Source organism: Pseudomonas sp. P5_109 (genome assembly GCF_034009455.1).
Taxonomy (GTDB): Bacteria; Pseudomonadota; Gammaproteobacteria; order Pseudomonadales; family Pseudomonadaceae; genus Aquipseudomonas.
In genome coordinates this window covers 2,131,482-2,145,931 of the sequence record NZ_CP125380.1, presented here as the reverse complement: position 1 = coordinate 2,145,931, position 14,450 = coordinate 2,131,482, and the positions used below count along the sequence as shown (strand labels likewise).

General features: G+C 59.1%; 12 protein-coding genes. 2 read left to right on the top strand and 10 right to left on the bottom strand.

The window, feature by feature from the left end; translation table 11 throughout:
- Positions 1 to 31 precede the first annotated feature (31 nt).
- The 8 genes from QMK54_RS09680 to QMK54_RS09645 all read right to left on the bottom strand — a co-directional run bounded on the left by QMK54_RS09680 (position 32) and on the right by QMK54_RS09645 (position 8,521).
- Positions 32 to 265 carry a hypothetical protein gene (locus QMK54_RS09680; protein ID WP_110658444.1) on the bottom strand — a complete coding sequence of 78 codons (234 nt, stop codon included), beginning with the start codon at positions 263 to 265 and terminating at the stop codon, positions 32 to 34.
- 94 nt (positions 266 to 359) lie between these two features.
- Positions 360 to 884 (bottom strand): DUF6586 family protein, encoded by a 525-nt coding sequence (locus tag QMK54_RS09675; protein WP_320402901.1) that lies wholly within the window; start codon positions 882 to 884, stop codon positions 360 to 362.
- Positions 885 to 1,039: 155 nt separating this feature from the next.
- The gene (gene topA, locus QMK54_RS09670) at positions 1,040 to 3,667 is read right to left on the bottom strand and encodes a type I DNA topoisomerase (protein WP_110658442.1); all 2,628 of its coding nucleotides are present in this window, start codon (positions 3,665 to 3,667) and stop codon (positions 1,040 to 1,042) included.
- Positions 3,668 to 3,781: 114 nt separating this feature from the next.
- Entirely contained in the window at positions 3,782 to 4,018 is a 237-nt protein-coding gene (locus QMK54_RS09665; RefSeq protein WP_007986363.1) for a DUF1653 domain-containing protein, read from the bottom strand.
- A gap of 99 nt (positions 4,019 to 4,117) precedes the next feature.
- On the bottom strand, positions 4,118 to 5,293 hold the full coding sequence (gene fadA, locus QMK54_RS09660; RefSeq protein ID WP_007974051.1) for an acetyl-CoA C-acyltransferase FadA: 1,176 nt from the start codon (positions 5,291 to 5,293) through the stop codon (positions 4,118 to 4,120).
- A 29-nt stretch (positions 5,294 to 5,322) separates the two neighbouring features.
- Complete coding sequence (gene fadB / locus QMK54_RS09655) at positions 5,323 to 7,470, bottom strand: fatty acid oxidation complex subunit alpha FadB (RefSeq protein WP_110658441.1); 2,148 nt, start codon at positions 7,468 to 7,470, stop codon at positions 5,323 to 5,325.
- 436 nt (positions 7,471 to 7,906) lie between these two features.
- Positions 7,907 to 8,059: a hypothetical protein gene (locus QMK54_RS31180; protein ID WP_413787356.1), complete on the bottom strand. Its 153-nt coding sequence runs from the start codon at positions 8,057 to 8,059 to the stop codon at positions 7,907 to 7,909.
- A gap of 24 nt (positions 8,060 to 8,083) precedes the next feature.
- A complete protein-coding gene (locus tag QMK54_RS09645; protein WP_110658440.1) occupies positions 8,084 to 8,521 on the bottom strand; it encodes a hypothetical protein in 438 nt (145 codons plus the stop codon).
- 104 nt (positions 8,522 to 8,625) lie between these two features.
- Here QMK54_RS09645 and QMK54_RS09640 point away from each other — a divergent pair, with 104 nt between their 5' ends.
- Positions 8,626 to 9,066 (top strand): universal stress protein, encoded by a 441-nt coding sequence (locus QMK54_RS09640; protein ID WP_015095958.1) that lies wholly within the window; start codon positions 8,626 to 8,628, stop codon positions 9,064 to 9,066.
- A 202-nt stretch (positions 9,067 to 9,268) separates the two neighbouring features.
- On the opposite strand, the gene QMK54_RS09630 is transcribed toward QMK54_RS09640, so the two are convergent.
- Positions 9,269 to 11,188, bottom strand: a complete 1,920-nt coding sequence (locus QMK54_RS09630) for an ATP-binding cassette domain-containing protein (protein WP_223594220.1) — start codon at positions 11,186 to 11,188, stop codon at positions 9,269 to 9,271.
- A 214-nt stretch (positions 11,189 to 11,402) separates the two neighbouring features.
- Here QMK54_RS09630 and QMK54_RS09625 point away from each other — a divergent pair, with 214 nt between their 5' ends.
- Complete coding sequence (locus tag QMK54_RS09625) at positions 11,403 to 13,331, top strand: transglycosylase SLT domain-containing protein (RefSeq protein ID WP_223594218.1); 1,929 nt, start codon at positions 11,403 to 11,405, stop codon at positions 13,329 to 13,331.
- Positions 13,332 to 13,385: 54 nt separating this feature from the next.
- Here QMK54_RS09625 and QMK54_RS09620 read toward each other — a convergent pair whose 3' ends face one another.
- Positions 13,386 to 14,429 carry a Fic family protein gene (locus QMK54_RS09620; protein WP_320402403.1) on the bottom strand — a complete coding sequence of 348 codons (1,044 nt, stop codon included), beginning with the start codon at positions 14,427 to 14,429 and terminating at the stop codon, positions 13,386 to 13,388.
- Between the last annotated feature and the right edge of the window lie 21 nt (positions 14,430 to 14,450).

Below are 14,450 nucleotides of genomic sequence, written 5' to 3'. Positions count from 1 at the left end.
TGTAGCGATACCAGGAAGCGACGAACGGGGCTCAATGAAGAACCCGTGTCCCCTCATCCTTGTCGAATTCGCCTTCAACCAGGCGACCCGCCATCTGAACACCGACGCTCAACATCGCCTTGGCGACTTCCACGTGCTGCCCTTGCAGGAACGCTTTGGCGTCCTCGGAGAAATTCAAAGTAACCAGAGAACCCTCGTCCTCGGCCCTGCGCAGCTCGATTCGGCCGTCTGGTAACTCGACAATTTCTAGAAAGGACGTTGGCATAAAGGACTGTTCTCCACGAAAGGCAGGGATTATATAGGCATCGTTCGGGCTTCGCTTGGGATCTTGACCAGATGTCATCACCCAACTGCTTGTGTCAGCACTCGTTCAACCCTTCACGAAACCGGATCGCCAATCCTTTCAGGTTCTGACGCCAACTCTCCAGTTCCTCCCGGCTCAACTCCTCCGGCGCGTCCTCTTCATCCAGATTGACAGCCTGAATCAGTGGCCGGGTCACGTCCCCTTTCGGCTTGTGCGGCGCGCGTGGCGGCTGAAACAGCGCAGCATGGGCGGCCAGCAGCTTGGCCAACCAGGTTTCCGGGTTATTGGCCAGTTCGACCAGCTCAGCCATTTCCGGAATGGCGATGGTTTCCAGCACTTCGCGCGTCAGCAACAGCTCTGCACGAGGCGCATTGGCCTGCGGCAGGCGATAGAAGCCGGCGATTTCATGGCATAGGCCCAACAATGCACCGTACAGGTGAAACAGTGCGGATTCGCGTCCGGCCTGGATCAGCGCCAGCGAATTCATCGCCCGACCCTCTTCCGTGCGAGCCAGTGCTTCCAGTGACAGGCCGGCGAAATAGATCTTCTGATTGGTACGGGTATAGAGTTCGTGGGCCATGACGGCAGCCTCCACAACGAATAAGGGCTTCATGCAGGTCATGTAGGAGCGAGCTTGCTCGCGATGGTCGTCAACGATGACGCGGGCCTTCAGAATACCCACGTTGCTCTCACGTCCTTCGCGAGCAAGCTCGCTCCTACAGGGGTCTTGCTATCTTACGCCTTCGCAGCTGGACGCTTGTCTTCGACTTTCCACTTACCGCCGTCGTAGAACGCTTTCCAGCCAGTCGGCTTACCGTCGACCTCGGTCTGCACGTACTGCTCCTTGGTCTTGCGGCTGTAACGGATCACGGCTGGCAGACCATCCGGATCTTTCTTCGGCGCTTCGCAGAGGAAGTGATACTTCGGATCGATCTCATCCTTGTGCGGGATGATTTCCAGCACCAGCGGAGCACGGGTCTCGCGGTTTTTCGGGAACTGGCTGGCCGCCAGGAACAGGCCGGATGCACCATCGCGCAGGATGTAGGTGTCGTTGACCTTTTCGCACTTCAGCTCAGGCATCTTCACCGGATCCATCTTCGGCGGTGCCGCGTCACCGCTTTTCAGCAGTTTACGAGTGTTCTTGCACGTCGCGTTGGTGCAGCCGAAGAACTTGCCGAAGCGACCAGTCTTGAGTTGCATCTCGCTGCCACACTTGTCGCATTCCAGGCTCGGACCTTCATAGCCCTTGATGCGATAAGTGCCCTCTTCGATTTCGTAGCCATCGCAATCGGGGTTGTTACCGCAGATGTGCAGTTTGCGCTTCTCATCGAGCAGGTAGGCATCCATCGCCGTGCTGCAGATCGGGCAGCGATGCTTGCCACGCAGTACCAGCGATTCCGATTCACCCTCGTCGTCCGCAGCGATTTCATCGCCCGGCACCAGGTTGACGGTGGCCTTGCAGCGCTCTTTCGGCGGCAGGCTGTAGCCCGAGCAACCGAGGAACACGCCGGTCGAGGCAGTACGGATCTGCATCGGACGGCCGCAGGTGATGCACGGGATGTCGGTCATCACCGGCTGGTTGGCACGCATGCCGTTTTCCGGGCTTTCGGCTACTTCGAGTTTCTTCTTGAAGTCGCCGTAGAACTCGTCGAGCACGTTTTTCCAGTCGCGCTCGCCCTGGGCCACGTCATCGAGATGCTCTTCCATACCGGCGGTGAAGCCGTAGTCCATCAGGTTGGAGAAGCTTTCGGCCAGACGCTCGGTGACGATGTCGCCCATCTTTTCCGAATAGAAACGACGGTTGTGCAGCGCCACGTAGCCGCGGTCCTGGATGGTCGAAATGATCGCCGCGTAGGTCGAAGGACGACCGATGCCGCGTTTTTCCATTTCCTTTACCAGGCTGGCTTCCGAGTAACGCGCCGGCGGCTTGGTGAAGTGCTGGGTCGGATCAAGCTTGATCAGCTTCATCGCGTCGCCCTGGGCCATGTCCGGTAGCACATCGTCGTCGCCTGGCTTGGCGATTTGCGGCATGACCCGGGTGTAACCGTCGAACTTCAGGATGCGGCCCTTGGCACGCAGCTCGAAGTCGCCAGCGCCCACGGTGACGGTAGTCGACAGGTATTGCGCCGGCAGCATCTGGCAAGCGAGGAACTGGCGCCAGATGAGCTCGTAGAGGCGCTCAGCGTCACGCTCCATGCCCGACAGCTTGCTTGGCTCGGTATTGGCGTCGGACGGACGAATCGCTTCGTGAGCCTCTTGTGCGCCTTCCTTGCTGCTGTAGACGTTCGGGGTTTCCGGCAGGTACTTCTTGCCGAATTCGCCTTCAATATAAGTACGCGCCATCGCCACGGCATCAACCGAGAGGTTGGTCGAGTCGGTACGCATGTAGGTGATGTAACCGGCTTCGTACAAACGCTGGGCCATCATCATGGTCTTCTTCACGCCGAAGCCCAGGCGGTTGCTCGCGGCCTGCTGCAGGGTGGAAGTGATGAACGGCGCCGACGGCTTGCTGCTGGTCGGTTTGTCTTCGCGCTTGACGATGCTGTAGCTGGAAGCCTTGAGCTTCTCCAGCGCGGCCATGGCCTGGGTTTCGTTGAGCGGCTTGAAGGCTTCGCCCTTTTCACGAGCCACGTCGAAACGCACGGTCGCGCCTTTGGCGGTACCGAGGTCGGCGTGCACTTCCCAGTACTCTTCCGGGATGAACGCGCGGATTTCACGCTCGCGCTCGACCACCAGCTTCACGGCAACTGACTGCACGCGACCGGCGGACAAACCGCGAGCGATCTTGGCCCACAACAGCGGCGAAACCATGTAGCCCACGACGCGGTCGAGGAAGCGACGCGCCTGCTGGGCGTTGACGCGATCGATATCGAGCTCGCCTGGTTTCGAGAAGGCTTCCTGAATCGCCTTCTTGGTGATTTCGTTGAACACCACGCGCTTGTAGCGGGTGTCGTCACCACCGATGGCTTCGCGCAGGTGCCAGGCAATGGCTTCCCCCTCGCGGTCCAAGTCGGTTGCGAGATAGATGGTGTCAGCATCCTTGGCGAGCCGGCGCAGCTCTTCGATGACTTTTTCCTTGCCCGGGAGGATCTCGTACTTGGCTTTCCAACCATGATCCGGATCGACACCCATGCGCGCGACCAGCTGCTTGCGCGCTTTTTCTTTCGGCGACAGTGCCGGCACTTCACCCGCAGCAGCCTTGCCGCGCTTGGCGGCTGGCTCTTTGCTGGCGCTAGCCGAACCGCTGGTGGGCAGGTCTCGGATATGGCCGATACTCGACTTCACCACGTATTCGTTGCCCAAATACTTGTTGATGGTCTTGGCCTTAGCCGGGGATTCCACAATGACCAGCGATTTGCCCATGGATCAGAAAATTCCTGAATTCGAGAAGTGAAAGGCGATTGGCGCCTGACGCGGCACCGCTATATATAGTGGCAACAAGGTGAGGTCAAGCGCAGGGTTTTGCGCGAACTCAGCTTATGGCTTGGTAAAAAGGCTTTCTTCGGCCTGCACCAAAGCAAAGCGTGGCACCTGTTCGCCGTCAACTTCGACGGACTCCAGGAACATGCTCAAGGGACGCACCCAAAAGCCGTAATCGCCATACAGGGCTTGATAGAAGACCACTTCTTCTTCGGTTTCCGAATGCCGCGCAACACTGAATACGCGGTACTGCGGACCTTTGTAATGTTGGTAGAGCCCAGGTTGTATCGGCATGCTTTGGCCCTCACTCAAATTCTTTCAAAATAAAAACAAAAATAAATCCGGAAAAACAAAAACCGGGGCACTTGGCCCCGGCTTCCATCAACGAGACGCTTAAACGCGTTCGAAGACGGTGGAGATGCCCTGGCCGAGACCAATGCACATGGTGGCCACCCCGAAGGTGCCGCCATTTTGCTTCATCACATTGAGCAAAGTGCCGGAGATACGCGCACCGGAGCAACCGAACGGGTGGCCCAGGGCGATCGCGCCGCCGTGCAGGTTAACCTTCTCGTTCATCTTGTCGAGCACTTTCAAATCTTTCAGCACTGGCAGGGCCTGTGCGGCGAAAGCTTCGTTGAGCTCGAAGAAGTCGATGTCGGAGATGCCAAGACCCGCGCGCTTCAGTGCTTTTTGTGTGGCCGGTACTGGACCATAGCCCATGATTGCCGGATCCACACCTGCCACTGCCATCGAACGAATCACCGCCATAGGCTGGATACCCAGGTCCTGTGCACGCTGCGCCGACATCACGATCATGCACGAAGCACCATCGGTGATCTGCGACGAGGTACCGGCTGTCACGGTGCCGCCCTTCGGATTGAACGCTGGCTTGAGAGCCGCCAGGCTTTCCAGGGTGGTTTCCGGACGAATGGTTTCGTCGTAGTCGAAGGTTTTCAGGAAACCGTTCTCGTCGTAGCCCTGCATCGGGATGATTTCGTCCTTGAACTTACCTTCCACGGTCGCCTTGTGGGCGAGTTGGTGGGAGCGCACGCCGAAAGCGTCCTGTTGCTCGCGAGTGATGCCGTGCATCTTGCCCAGCATTTCCGCGGTCAGGCCCATCATGCCCGAGGCTTTCGCCGCGTACAGCGACATGTGCGGGTTCGGATCGACACCGTGCATCATGCTCACGTGACCCATATGCTCGACGCCACCAACCACGAATACGTCACCGTTGCCGGTCATGATCGCTTGCGCGGCAGTGTGCAGCGCGCTCATCGACGAGCCACACAGGCGGCTGACGGTCTGGCCGGCCGACGTGTGCGGGATCTGGGTCATCAGCGACGCCATGCGCGCGATGTTCCAGCCCTGCTCCAGGGTCTGGTTGACGCAGCCCCAGATCACGTCTTCGACTTCGCTCGGGTCGACCTTGACGTTACGTTCCAGCAGTTTGCTGATCAGGTGCGCCGACATGTCTTCGGCGCGGGTGTTGCGGTGCATGCCGCCCTTGGAGCGGCCCATCGGAGTACGACCGAAGTCGACAATCACGACGTCTCTAGGATTCAAGCTCATAAGTTCACTCTCACTCTAGTTGGGGGCGCTTAACCGAAGAAGCTCTGGCCGTTCTTGGCCATTTCGCGCAGCTTCGCGGTCGGGTGGTACAGCGCGCCCAAATCAGCGTACTGGTCAGCCAGGGCAACGAACTCTGCCACACCGATCGAGTCGATGTAACGCAGCGCACCGCCACGGAATGGAGGGAAACCAATACCGTAGACCAGACCCATGTCGGCTTCGGCAGCGGTTTCGACAATGCCGTCTTCCAGGCAACGCACGGTTTCCAGGCACAGCGGGATCATCATCCAGTTGATGATGTCTTCGTCGGTGACTTCGCGCTGCTCGTAAACGATCGGCTTGAGCACTTCGAGCACCGAAGGATCGGCCACTTTCTTCTGCTTGCCTTTCTTGTCGGTTTCGTAGGCATAGAAGCCCTTGCCGTTCTTCTGGCCCAGGCGCTTGGCTTCGTAGAGCACGTCGACGGCCGAGCGACGGTCGTCCTTCATGCGGTCCGGGAAGCCTTCAGCCATCACGTCACGACCGTGGTGGCCGGTGTCGATGCCGACCACGTCCATCAGGTACGCCGGCCCCATTGGCCAGCCGAATTTTTCCATGATCTTGTCGATGCGGACGAAGTCCACACCGGCGCTGACCAGCTTGGCGAAACCGCCAAAGTACGGGAACAGCACGCGGTTGACCAGGAAGCCTGGGCAGTCGTTGACGACGATCGGGTTCTTGCCCATTTTCTTGGCGTAGGCAACGGTGGTGGCAACAGCCAGCTCGCTGGACTTCTCGCCACGGATCACTTCCACCAGCGGCATCATGTGCACCGGGTTGAAGAAGTGCATGCCGACGAAGTTTTCCGGACGCTTGAGGGCCTTGGCCAGCAAGGTGATGGAAATGGTCGAGGTATTGGACGCCAGGATGGTGTCCTCCTTGACCTTATCTTCCACTTCAGCCAGTACCGCTTGCTTGACCTTCGGGTTCTCGACGACCGCTTCCACCACCAGGTCCACGTGACCGAAGTCACCGTACGACAGGGTAGGACGAATGCCGTTGAGCACTTCAGCCATCTTCGCGGCGGTCATGCGACCTTTATCAACGCGGCCAACCAGCAGTTTGGCGGCTTCGGCCAGACCCTGCTCGATACCGTGCTCGTTGATGTCCTTCATCAGGATCGGCGTGCCTTTGGAAGCCGACTGATAGGCGATACCGCCACCCATGATGCCGGCGCCCAGTACGGCGGCCTGCTTCACGTCCTTGGCGATTTCGTCGTAGGCCTTGGCCTTTTTCTTCAGCTCCTGATCGTTCAGGAACAGACCGATCAAGCTCTGCGCGGCAGAGGTCTTGGCCAGCTTGACGAAACCGGCGGCTTCGATTTCCAGCGCCTTGTCGCGACCGAAGTTCGCAGCTTTCTGGATGGTCTTGATCGCTTCAACCGGCGCCGGGTAGTTCGGGCCGGCCTGGCCAGCCACGAAACCCTTGGCGGTTTCGAACGACATCATTTGTTCGATGGCGTTGAGCTTGAGTTTTTCCAGCTTCGGCTGACGCTTGGCCTTGTAGTCAAATTCGCCGCTGATGGCGCCCTTGATCAGGCTCAGTGCAGCTTCGGCCAGTTTGTCCGGGGCAACCACGGCGTCGACGGCACCGACTTTCAGCGCGTCTTCAGCACGGTTTTCCTTACCGGCGGCGATCCACTCGATGGCGTTGTCGGCCCCGATCAGGCGCGGCAGGCGTACGGTGCCGCCGAAACCTGGGTAGATGCCCAGCTTGACTTCTGGCAGGCCGATTTTGGCAGTGGCCGACATGACTCGGAAGTCTGCGGCCAGGCACATTTCGAAACCACCACCCAGTGCGATGCCGTTGATCGCAGCTACAGTCGGGACGTTGAGGTCTTCGAAATCGCTGAAAATCTTGTTGGCTTCGAGGTTGCCAGCAACAAGTTCTGCATCCGGCAGCTTGAAGTTGTCGACAAATTCGGTGATGTCGGCGCCGACGATGAACACGTCCTTGCCACTGCTGACGATCACGCCCTTGATCGAAGCATCTGCCTTGATGGTGTCTACGGCCTGACGCAGTTCGTTCAGGGTTAGACGGTTGAACTTGTTGACGGACTCACCCTTGAGGTCGAACTTCAGTTCGACGATGCCACTTTCAAGAGCCTTAACCGTGATGGCTTTACCTTCGTAAATCATCAACTGATCTCCACGATATGGAAGCTGAACAGTACACGTCGGACGCAGGCGAATGGCATGGCAGGGACGTTAATCGTCGATGCTACGCCTATCCACCCGGCACACCCGCCAACGCGATAGTCGGGATTCTGTAGGAGCGGTCTGAAATACAAACGCTCAATTCATACGCCCGTTTGATTTGGGTACGTCACCTTCACGGAATTTCCGACAATTGTCAATCGCCTGAAACACGGGTTGAAACGCGACTTTCCGGTCATATCCGTACTGCGAAGACCTTAAACACGCCGAAGCATGCGAGGTCATTCATAGAATCAATTATTAGAAATGTCGCCCTAAATCGCTGCAGCCCGTGTTTAACGAGCTACGCTGGCGGAACCAAGGGGAAAATTGCGAACGCTTTTGGCGAATGCCCAGCGTAAGATCAGCCCACACCGTTTTACCGGCCTGCCTGGCCATCCCGCCCGATGATCTTGTCGGGCTTTTTATTGCCTGCATGAAAACCTGTAGGAGTGAGCTTGCTCGCGATGAACCTGAGGACGCCGCGGAGTGTCAGGTTGCCAGCGTCATCGTTGACGACCATCGCGAGCAAGCTCGCTCCTACAGGGGATCGGGTTCAGGCCAGCGCCTTGAGGGTGACATCGATGTGTTGCAAAACCTCGGCCTCGCCCTTCTCGCCCCAATACAAGGCGATCATTTGCTTGTCGGCCTCAACCTTGTAGACATTGTCCGGCAATTTTTCGAAATGATTGAGCAGCACCTGATCTTCACAGATTTCCTGCCACTGGTTCACCCAGATACCCGGTGATTTTTGCCAGTAACTCCAGCACGCCGGCTGATTGCCACGTCGCGGGCGATGGTACTGGGCGCAGGGACTCGGCGGCTCCTGGCTCAGCCAGTGCGGCCATTCCTGGGGCGCCAGTTGCATGGCCAGGCCGATGCGTCGGGCCTCCATCCGCAAGGCTATGCGCCCGCTCTGAACTCGCGACGGGCGCAACCATGCCAGCGGGCTGAGTACCACCAACAGGATTGACACCACTATCCAGACCGTCATATCTGTACTCCCGATTCTTGATGAGCCCATTGTGTCACTTTGGAACCAATGCGCTTGAAACCAGCCATACTTACCAATATTGCAATCCTCAGGAGGAGCACCTCATGCCCTACAACCATATTCTGGTCGCTGTAGATCTGACCGAAGAGTGCGACCCTGTGATTCACCGCGCTCGCGAACTGTCGGTGAGCAACGGTGCGAAATTGTCGCTGGTGCACATTGTCGAGCCGATGGCGATGGCCTTCGGCGGCGACGTGCCAATGGACCTGTCACAACTGCAACAACAGCAGTTCGATCAGGCCAAGGAGCGCCTTGATCGCTTGATCCTGAAATACCCGGAGCTCTCCAAGGAATACAGCCACCTGACCTACGGCCAGCCACGCCAGGAGATCCACCACCTGGCCAAGGAGCAAACCTGCGACCTGATCGTGGTGGGCAGCCATGGCCGGCACGGCCTGGCACTGCTGCTGGGCTCTACCGCCAATGACGTGCTGCATGGTGCGCCTTGCGATGTGCTTGCGGTGCGCCTGCAAACCAAAAGCTGACATTACAAAGTCACTGTAGGAGCGAGCTTGCTCGCGATGGTCGTCAACGAAGACGATGTAAGCCTGACACCCCGCGATGCACTCAGGTTCATTGCGAGCAAGCTCGCTCCTACAGGGAATCCATTTCAACCAGCAGATCGCATTGCATACGAAAAACCCGGCGCTCATCACTGAGCGCCGGGCTTTTTTATCGCACGATCAATCAGGCATCCAGTTCGGCCCAACGCTCGACCATGACGTCGAGTTCAGCCTGCAACTGCGACAGCTGGGCGATCACCGCAGCGGTTTCGGCAGCAGGACGCAGGTAGAAACCGGCATCCGCCATCTGCGCTTCAACAGCAGCGATCTGCTGCTCCATGGCTTCAATCTGCCCCGGCAACGCTTCCAGCTCGCGCTGCAACTTGTAGCTGAGCTTTTTCTTCGCCGCCGGTGCTTCGACGACTGCCGCAACCGGCGCAGGCTCGGCCTTCACCACCGCGGAGTTCAGGTCAGCCTTGCCGGACTTGCTCTCGGTCACGCCCAGCAGGCGCGGCGAGCCGCCCTGACGCAGCCAGTCCTGATAGCCACCGACGTACTCGCGAACCTTGCCTTCACCTTCGAAGACCAGGGTGCTGGTGACCACGTTGTCGAGGAATGCCCGGTCGTGGCTGACCATCAGTACGGTGCCGTTGAAGGTCAGCAGGACCTCTTCGAGCAGTTCGAGGGTTTCGACGTCGAGGTCGTTGGTCGGTTCGTCGAGTACCAGCAGGTTCGCCGGTTTGCTGAACAGCTTGGCCAGCAACAGACGGGCACGCTCGCCACCGGACAGTGCCTTGACCGGCGTGCGCGCACGCTGCGGGCTGAACAGGAAGTCGCCGAGGTAGCTCAGCACGTGGCGGCTCTGGCCGTCGATATCGATGAAGTCGCGACCTTCGGCGACGTTGTCGATCACGGTCTTTTCCAGGTCCAGCTGATGGCGCAACTGGTCGAAGTAGGCGACATCGATCCGCGTGCCCTCTTCCACTTTGCCGCTGGTCGGCTGCAAGCCGCTGAGCATCAGCTTCAACAGCGTGGTCTTGCCGGTACCGTTGGCACCCAGCAGACCGATACGGTCGCCGCGCTGCAGCACCATGGAGAAGTCCTTGATCAGGAACGGCCCGCCCGGGTGAGCGAAACTCACGTCCTCGAGCACCATCACCTGCTTGCCGGACTTGTCGGCGGTATCCAGCTGGATATTGGCCTTGCCGGTGCGCTCGCGACGCTCGCTACGCTCGACGCGCAAGGCTTTCAGTGCGCGTACGCGGCCTTCGTTACGGGTACGGCGGGCCTTGATGCCCTGGCGAATCCACACTTCTTCCTGGGCCAGGCGTTTGTCGAACAGCGCGTTGGCAGTGGCTTCGGCAGCGAGTTCAGCTTCCTTGTGCACGAGGAAACTGGCGTAGTCGCCGTTCCAGTCGATCAGGCCGCCGCGATCCAGTTCGAGGATGCGGGTGGCCAGGTTCTGCAGGAAAGAGCGGTCGTGCGTGATGAACAGCACGGCGCCCTGGAAATCCTTCAGCGCTTCTTCAAGCCAGGCGATGGCACCGATGTCCAGGTGGTTGGTTGGTTCGTCGAGCAGCAGCAGGTCCGGCTCGGACACCAGGGCCTGGGCCAGCAGGACGCGCCGACGCCAGCCGCCGGACAATTCGGCGAGGGTCTTGTCGGCCGGCAGTTGCAGGCGGCTGAGGGTGCTGTCGACCAGGGTCTGCAAGCGCCAGCCGTCACGGGCTTCGAGGTCGTGCTGGACGTGCATCAGTTTGTCCAGGTCGGCATCGGTGACGCAGTTCTGGCTCAGGTGGTGATATTGGGCGAGCAATGCACCGACACCGTCCAGGCCTTCGGCCACTACGTCGAACACGGTCCGCTCGTCGGCTACCGGCAATTCTTGCGGCAATTCGCCGATCTTGAGCCCGGGTGCGCGCCAAACGGAGCCGTCATCGGGCTTCTGGTCGCCCTTGACGAGCTTCATCATGCTGGACTTGCCAGTGCCATTGCGGCCGATGATGCACACCCGCTCACCACGGGCGATCTGCCAGGACACCTTGTCCAACAACGGCATAGCGCCGAAAGCAAGGGACACATCGCTGAATTTGAGCAGGGTCATGAGCTTCTCCAAAAACCGGGCGCGCATTCTACCTGACTTGAGGCTTCAGAAGGCCGGCAATTTCACTGTCGTAGCACTCTGAATGACAAATGTTGCGAACTGAAGCGGGAAGACCCGCAAAGCTTTCGCCGGCTGCTGGCAAAAGGCTAAGCTACAGACAATTCAGTGCGGGCCCTGGCCCGCACTTGTCATGATTTCTCTGCACGGATGTCTCATGCGCAGTCGCCTTTTCAATCTTTTGTCTGCTTTTTTACTGTCTGCCGCTGCCGTTCAATCCGCCCAGGCGGTGGACCTGTCCACCCAACGCCAGTATTACGATGAAGCCAAACGCGCCTTGGCCAAGGGCGACAGTGGCCCGTATTTCCGTTACAGCCAGGCCCTCGCCGATTATCCGCTGGAACCTTACCTGGCTTACGACGAGCTGACCGCGCGCCTGAAAACCGCGAGCAACGCCGAAATCGAGAAATTCCTCGCCGAACACGGCGACCTGCCCCAGGCCAACTGGATGAAACTGCGCTGGTTGCGCTGGCTGGCGGATCGGGGCGACTGGGCGACCTTCGTCAAGTATTACGACCCGAAAATGAACTTCACCGAACTGGATTGCCTGAATGCGCAGTACCAGATCAGCCACAACCTCAAGTCCGAAGGTTACGCCAACACCGAAAAGCTCTGGCTGACAGGCAAATCCCAACCCGACGCCTGTGACGCCCTGTTCGGCATGTGGGCCGCCGATGGCCAGTTGACCGAGCAAAAACGCTGGGAGCGCGCCAAACTCGCCGCCCAGGCGCGCAATTACCCGCTGGCCAACAGCCTGGTCAACGGCATGACCACTCTCGCCCCTCGCGGTCGCTTGCTGGTGGACGTCGCGCAGAAACCGGAACTGCTCAACCAGCCGTCACGCTTCACCCCGGCCGATGAAGCCATGTCCGACGTGGTCAGCCTGGGCCTGCGCCGCCTGGCTCGCCAGGACCCGGACAAGGCCATGGACCTGCTCGACGGTTATGCCAACAGCATGCACTTCTCCCGGGATGAAAAAGTGGCGATCGCCCGGGAAATCGGCCTGACCCTCGCACGACGTTTCGACGGTCGCGCACTGGATGTCATGACCAAATACGACCCCGAACTGCGCGACAACACCGTTTCCGAATGGCGCTTGCGCCTGCTCCTGCGCCTGGCACGCTGGGACGATGCCTATCAGTTGACCCGCCGCCTGCCCCAGGACCTGGCCACCACCAACCGCTGGCGCTACTGGCAGGCCCGCAGCCTGGAACTGGCGCAACCGCAGAATCCGGAAGCGCAGACACTCTACAAAAGCCTCGCCCGCGAACGCGACTTCTATGGTTTCCTCGCCGCCGACCGCTCGCAGTCGCCCTACTCGCTGCTCAACAAACCGCTGGCGCTCAGCCAGGCCACCATCAACAAGGTGCGCAACACGCCCGGCGTGCGCCGCGCCCTGGAACTGCACGCCCGTGGGCAGATCGTCGATGGCCGGCGCGAGTGGTACTACGTCAGCCGCCACTTCAGCCGCGACGAAATGGTCGCCCAGGCCAAACTGGCCTACGACCTGAAATGGTACTTCCCGGCGATCCGCACCATCAGTCAGGCGCAGTATTGGGATGACCTGGACATCCGCTTCCCGATGGCTCACCGCGAGACCCTGGTCCGTGAAGCGAAGAACCGCGGCCTGCATCCGAGCTGGGCGTTCGCCATCACCCGCCAGGAAAGCGCATTCATGGACGACGCACGCTCAGGGGTCGGCGCTTCGGGCCTGATGCAACTGATGCCCGCCACCGCCAAGGAAACCGCACGCAAGTTCAGCATCCCCTATAGCTCGCCACAACAGCTGCTGGATCCGGACAAGAACATCCAGCTCGGTGCCGCCTACCTGAGCCAGGTGCACAGCCAGTTCAACGGCAACCGCGTCCTCGCCTCCGCCGCCTACAACGCCGGCCCCGGCCGCGTCCGCCAATGGCTGCGCGGCGCGGACCACCTGAGTTTCGACGTGTGGGTGGAAAGCATCCCGTTCGACGAAACCCGCCAGTACGTGCAAAACGTGCTGTCATATTCGGTGATCTACGGCCAGAAGCTCAATTCGCCACAACCGATCGTGGATTGGCATGAGCGGTACTTCGACGATCAATGATTCAAATCGATCCACAAAAAAAGCCCGCATCACAGATGCGGGCTTTTTTAATGCTCAGAATTTCTTTGCCGGCTTGAGCCGTGCGAAGACCTGTTTTCCAAGCTGGGTCAGGCGATACTTTTGTGCCGGACTGCTTGGCGATTCGGGATGGGTCATTTCTATCCATGCGACCGCTAATGCAGGCCTGAGATAGTTAGCCCGAAAGGTCGCCTTGTGCACCAATCCGATCTCAGCCATCAATTCGCTGATCTTTCGCGGACCATTAAGATGCAGTATGGAAAGCAACTTCTCTACTGGGTCGCTTACTAGGTCGGTTACTGGGTCGATTTCTGGCTCACCCCGTACTGCCTCCGATAGTGCAACGCTCATGGCTTGCAACATGAACTCTACGAAAGGCGTTGATTCGACCAAATGATCAGCCACCGACAATGCAGCGTAGTATGCCTCCTGCTGATCCCGAATCACCGCCTCAACCGGTAAGTAAGATAATACCGGGCGCCACTGACTGAGAATCAGGGTTTGCCAAAGGCGTCCCATGCGTCCGTTACCGTCAGCGAAGGGATGGATGAATTCGAATTCATAATGAAAGACGCAGCTGGTAATCAGCGGATGCCAGTCCGAGGCACCAAGCCACGCCAGCAAGTCATCAATCAAGTGCACAACGCGACTCGGTGGCGGCGCCATATGGATCAACTTGTCGCCACGATAGATACCCACACCGGCTCGACGAAACTGCCCGCATTCATCAATCAATCCGCCCATCAGCAGTTCATGGGCGCGCAGCAAATCGGTCCGGCTGCTCGGCTGCCAATCAGGCATGGCTTCGTATGCAGCAAACGCATTTCGAACTTCCTGGATTTCCCGAGGCAACCCCAGCACACGCTGCCCTGCCAGAACGGCGGTCACTTGCTCGATGCTCAGCGTATTGTTTTCGATCGCCAAAGAAGCCTGAATCGTTCGAATCCGATTGCCACGACGTAACTGAGGTGTCTGCAGGCGTTCGTCCATCGCCGTAAGCTGACCGATCTGTTCGCTGATATCGGCGATCAGCGACAACATTTTCGTCGTCAAGGTCAACGGTGGTTGATAACGGCTCATATCCTCATCCGGGCTCATGAC

Bases quoted from the DNA above. Each gene is read 5' to 3' on its own strand.
- fadA (WP_007974051.1), bottom strand. From the start codon at position 5,293: ATGAGCTTGAATCCTAGAGACGTCGTGATTGTCGACTTCGGTCGTACT.
- QMK54_RS09645 (WP_110658440.1), bottom strand. From the start codon at position 8,521: ATGACGGTCTGGATAGTGGTGTCAATCCTGTTGGTGGTACTCAGCCCG.
- QMK54_RS09630 (WP_223594220.1), bottom strand. From the start codon at position 11,188: ATGACCCTGCTCAAATTCAGCGATGTGTCCCTTGCTTTCGGCGCTATG.
- QMK54_RS09625 (WP_223594218.1), top strand. From the start codon at position 11,403: ATGCGCAGTCGCCTTTTCAATCTTTTGTCTGCTTTTTTACTGTCTGCC.
- QMK54_RS09675 (WP_320402901.1), bottom strand. From the start codon at position 884: ATGGCCCACGAACTCTATACCCGTACCAATCAGAAGATCTATTTCGCC.
- QMK54_RS09665 (WP_007986363.1), bottom strand. From the start codon at position 4,018: ATGCCGATACAACCTGGGCTCTACCAACATTACAAAGGTCCGCAGTAC.
- QMK54_RS09680 (WP_110658444.1), bottom strand. From the start codon at position 265: ATGCCAACGTCCTTTCTAGAAATTGTCGAGTTACCAGACGGCCGAATC.
- QMK54_RS09640 (WP_015095958.1), top strand. From the start codon at position 8,626: ATGCCCTACAACCATATTCTGGTCGCTGTAGATCTGACCGAAGAGTGC.
- topA (WP_110658442.1), bottom strand. From the start codon at position 3,667: ATGGGCAAATCGCTGGTCATTGTGGAATCCCCGGCTAAGGCCAAGACC.
- fadB (WP_110658441.1), bottom strand. From the start codon at position 7,470: ATGATTTACGAAGGTAAAGCCATCACGGTTAAGGCTCTTGAAAGTGGC.
- QMK54_RS09620 (WP_320402403.1), bottom strand. From the start codon at position 14,429: ATGAGCCGTTATCAACCACCGTTGACCTTGACGACGAAAATGTTGTCG.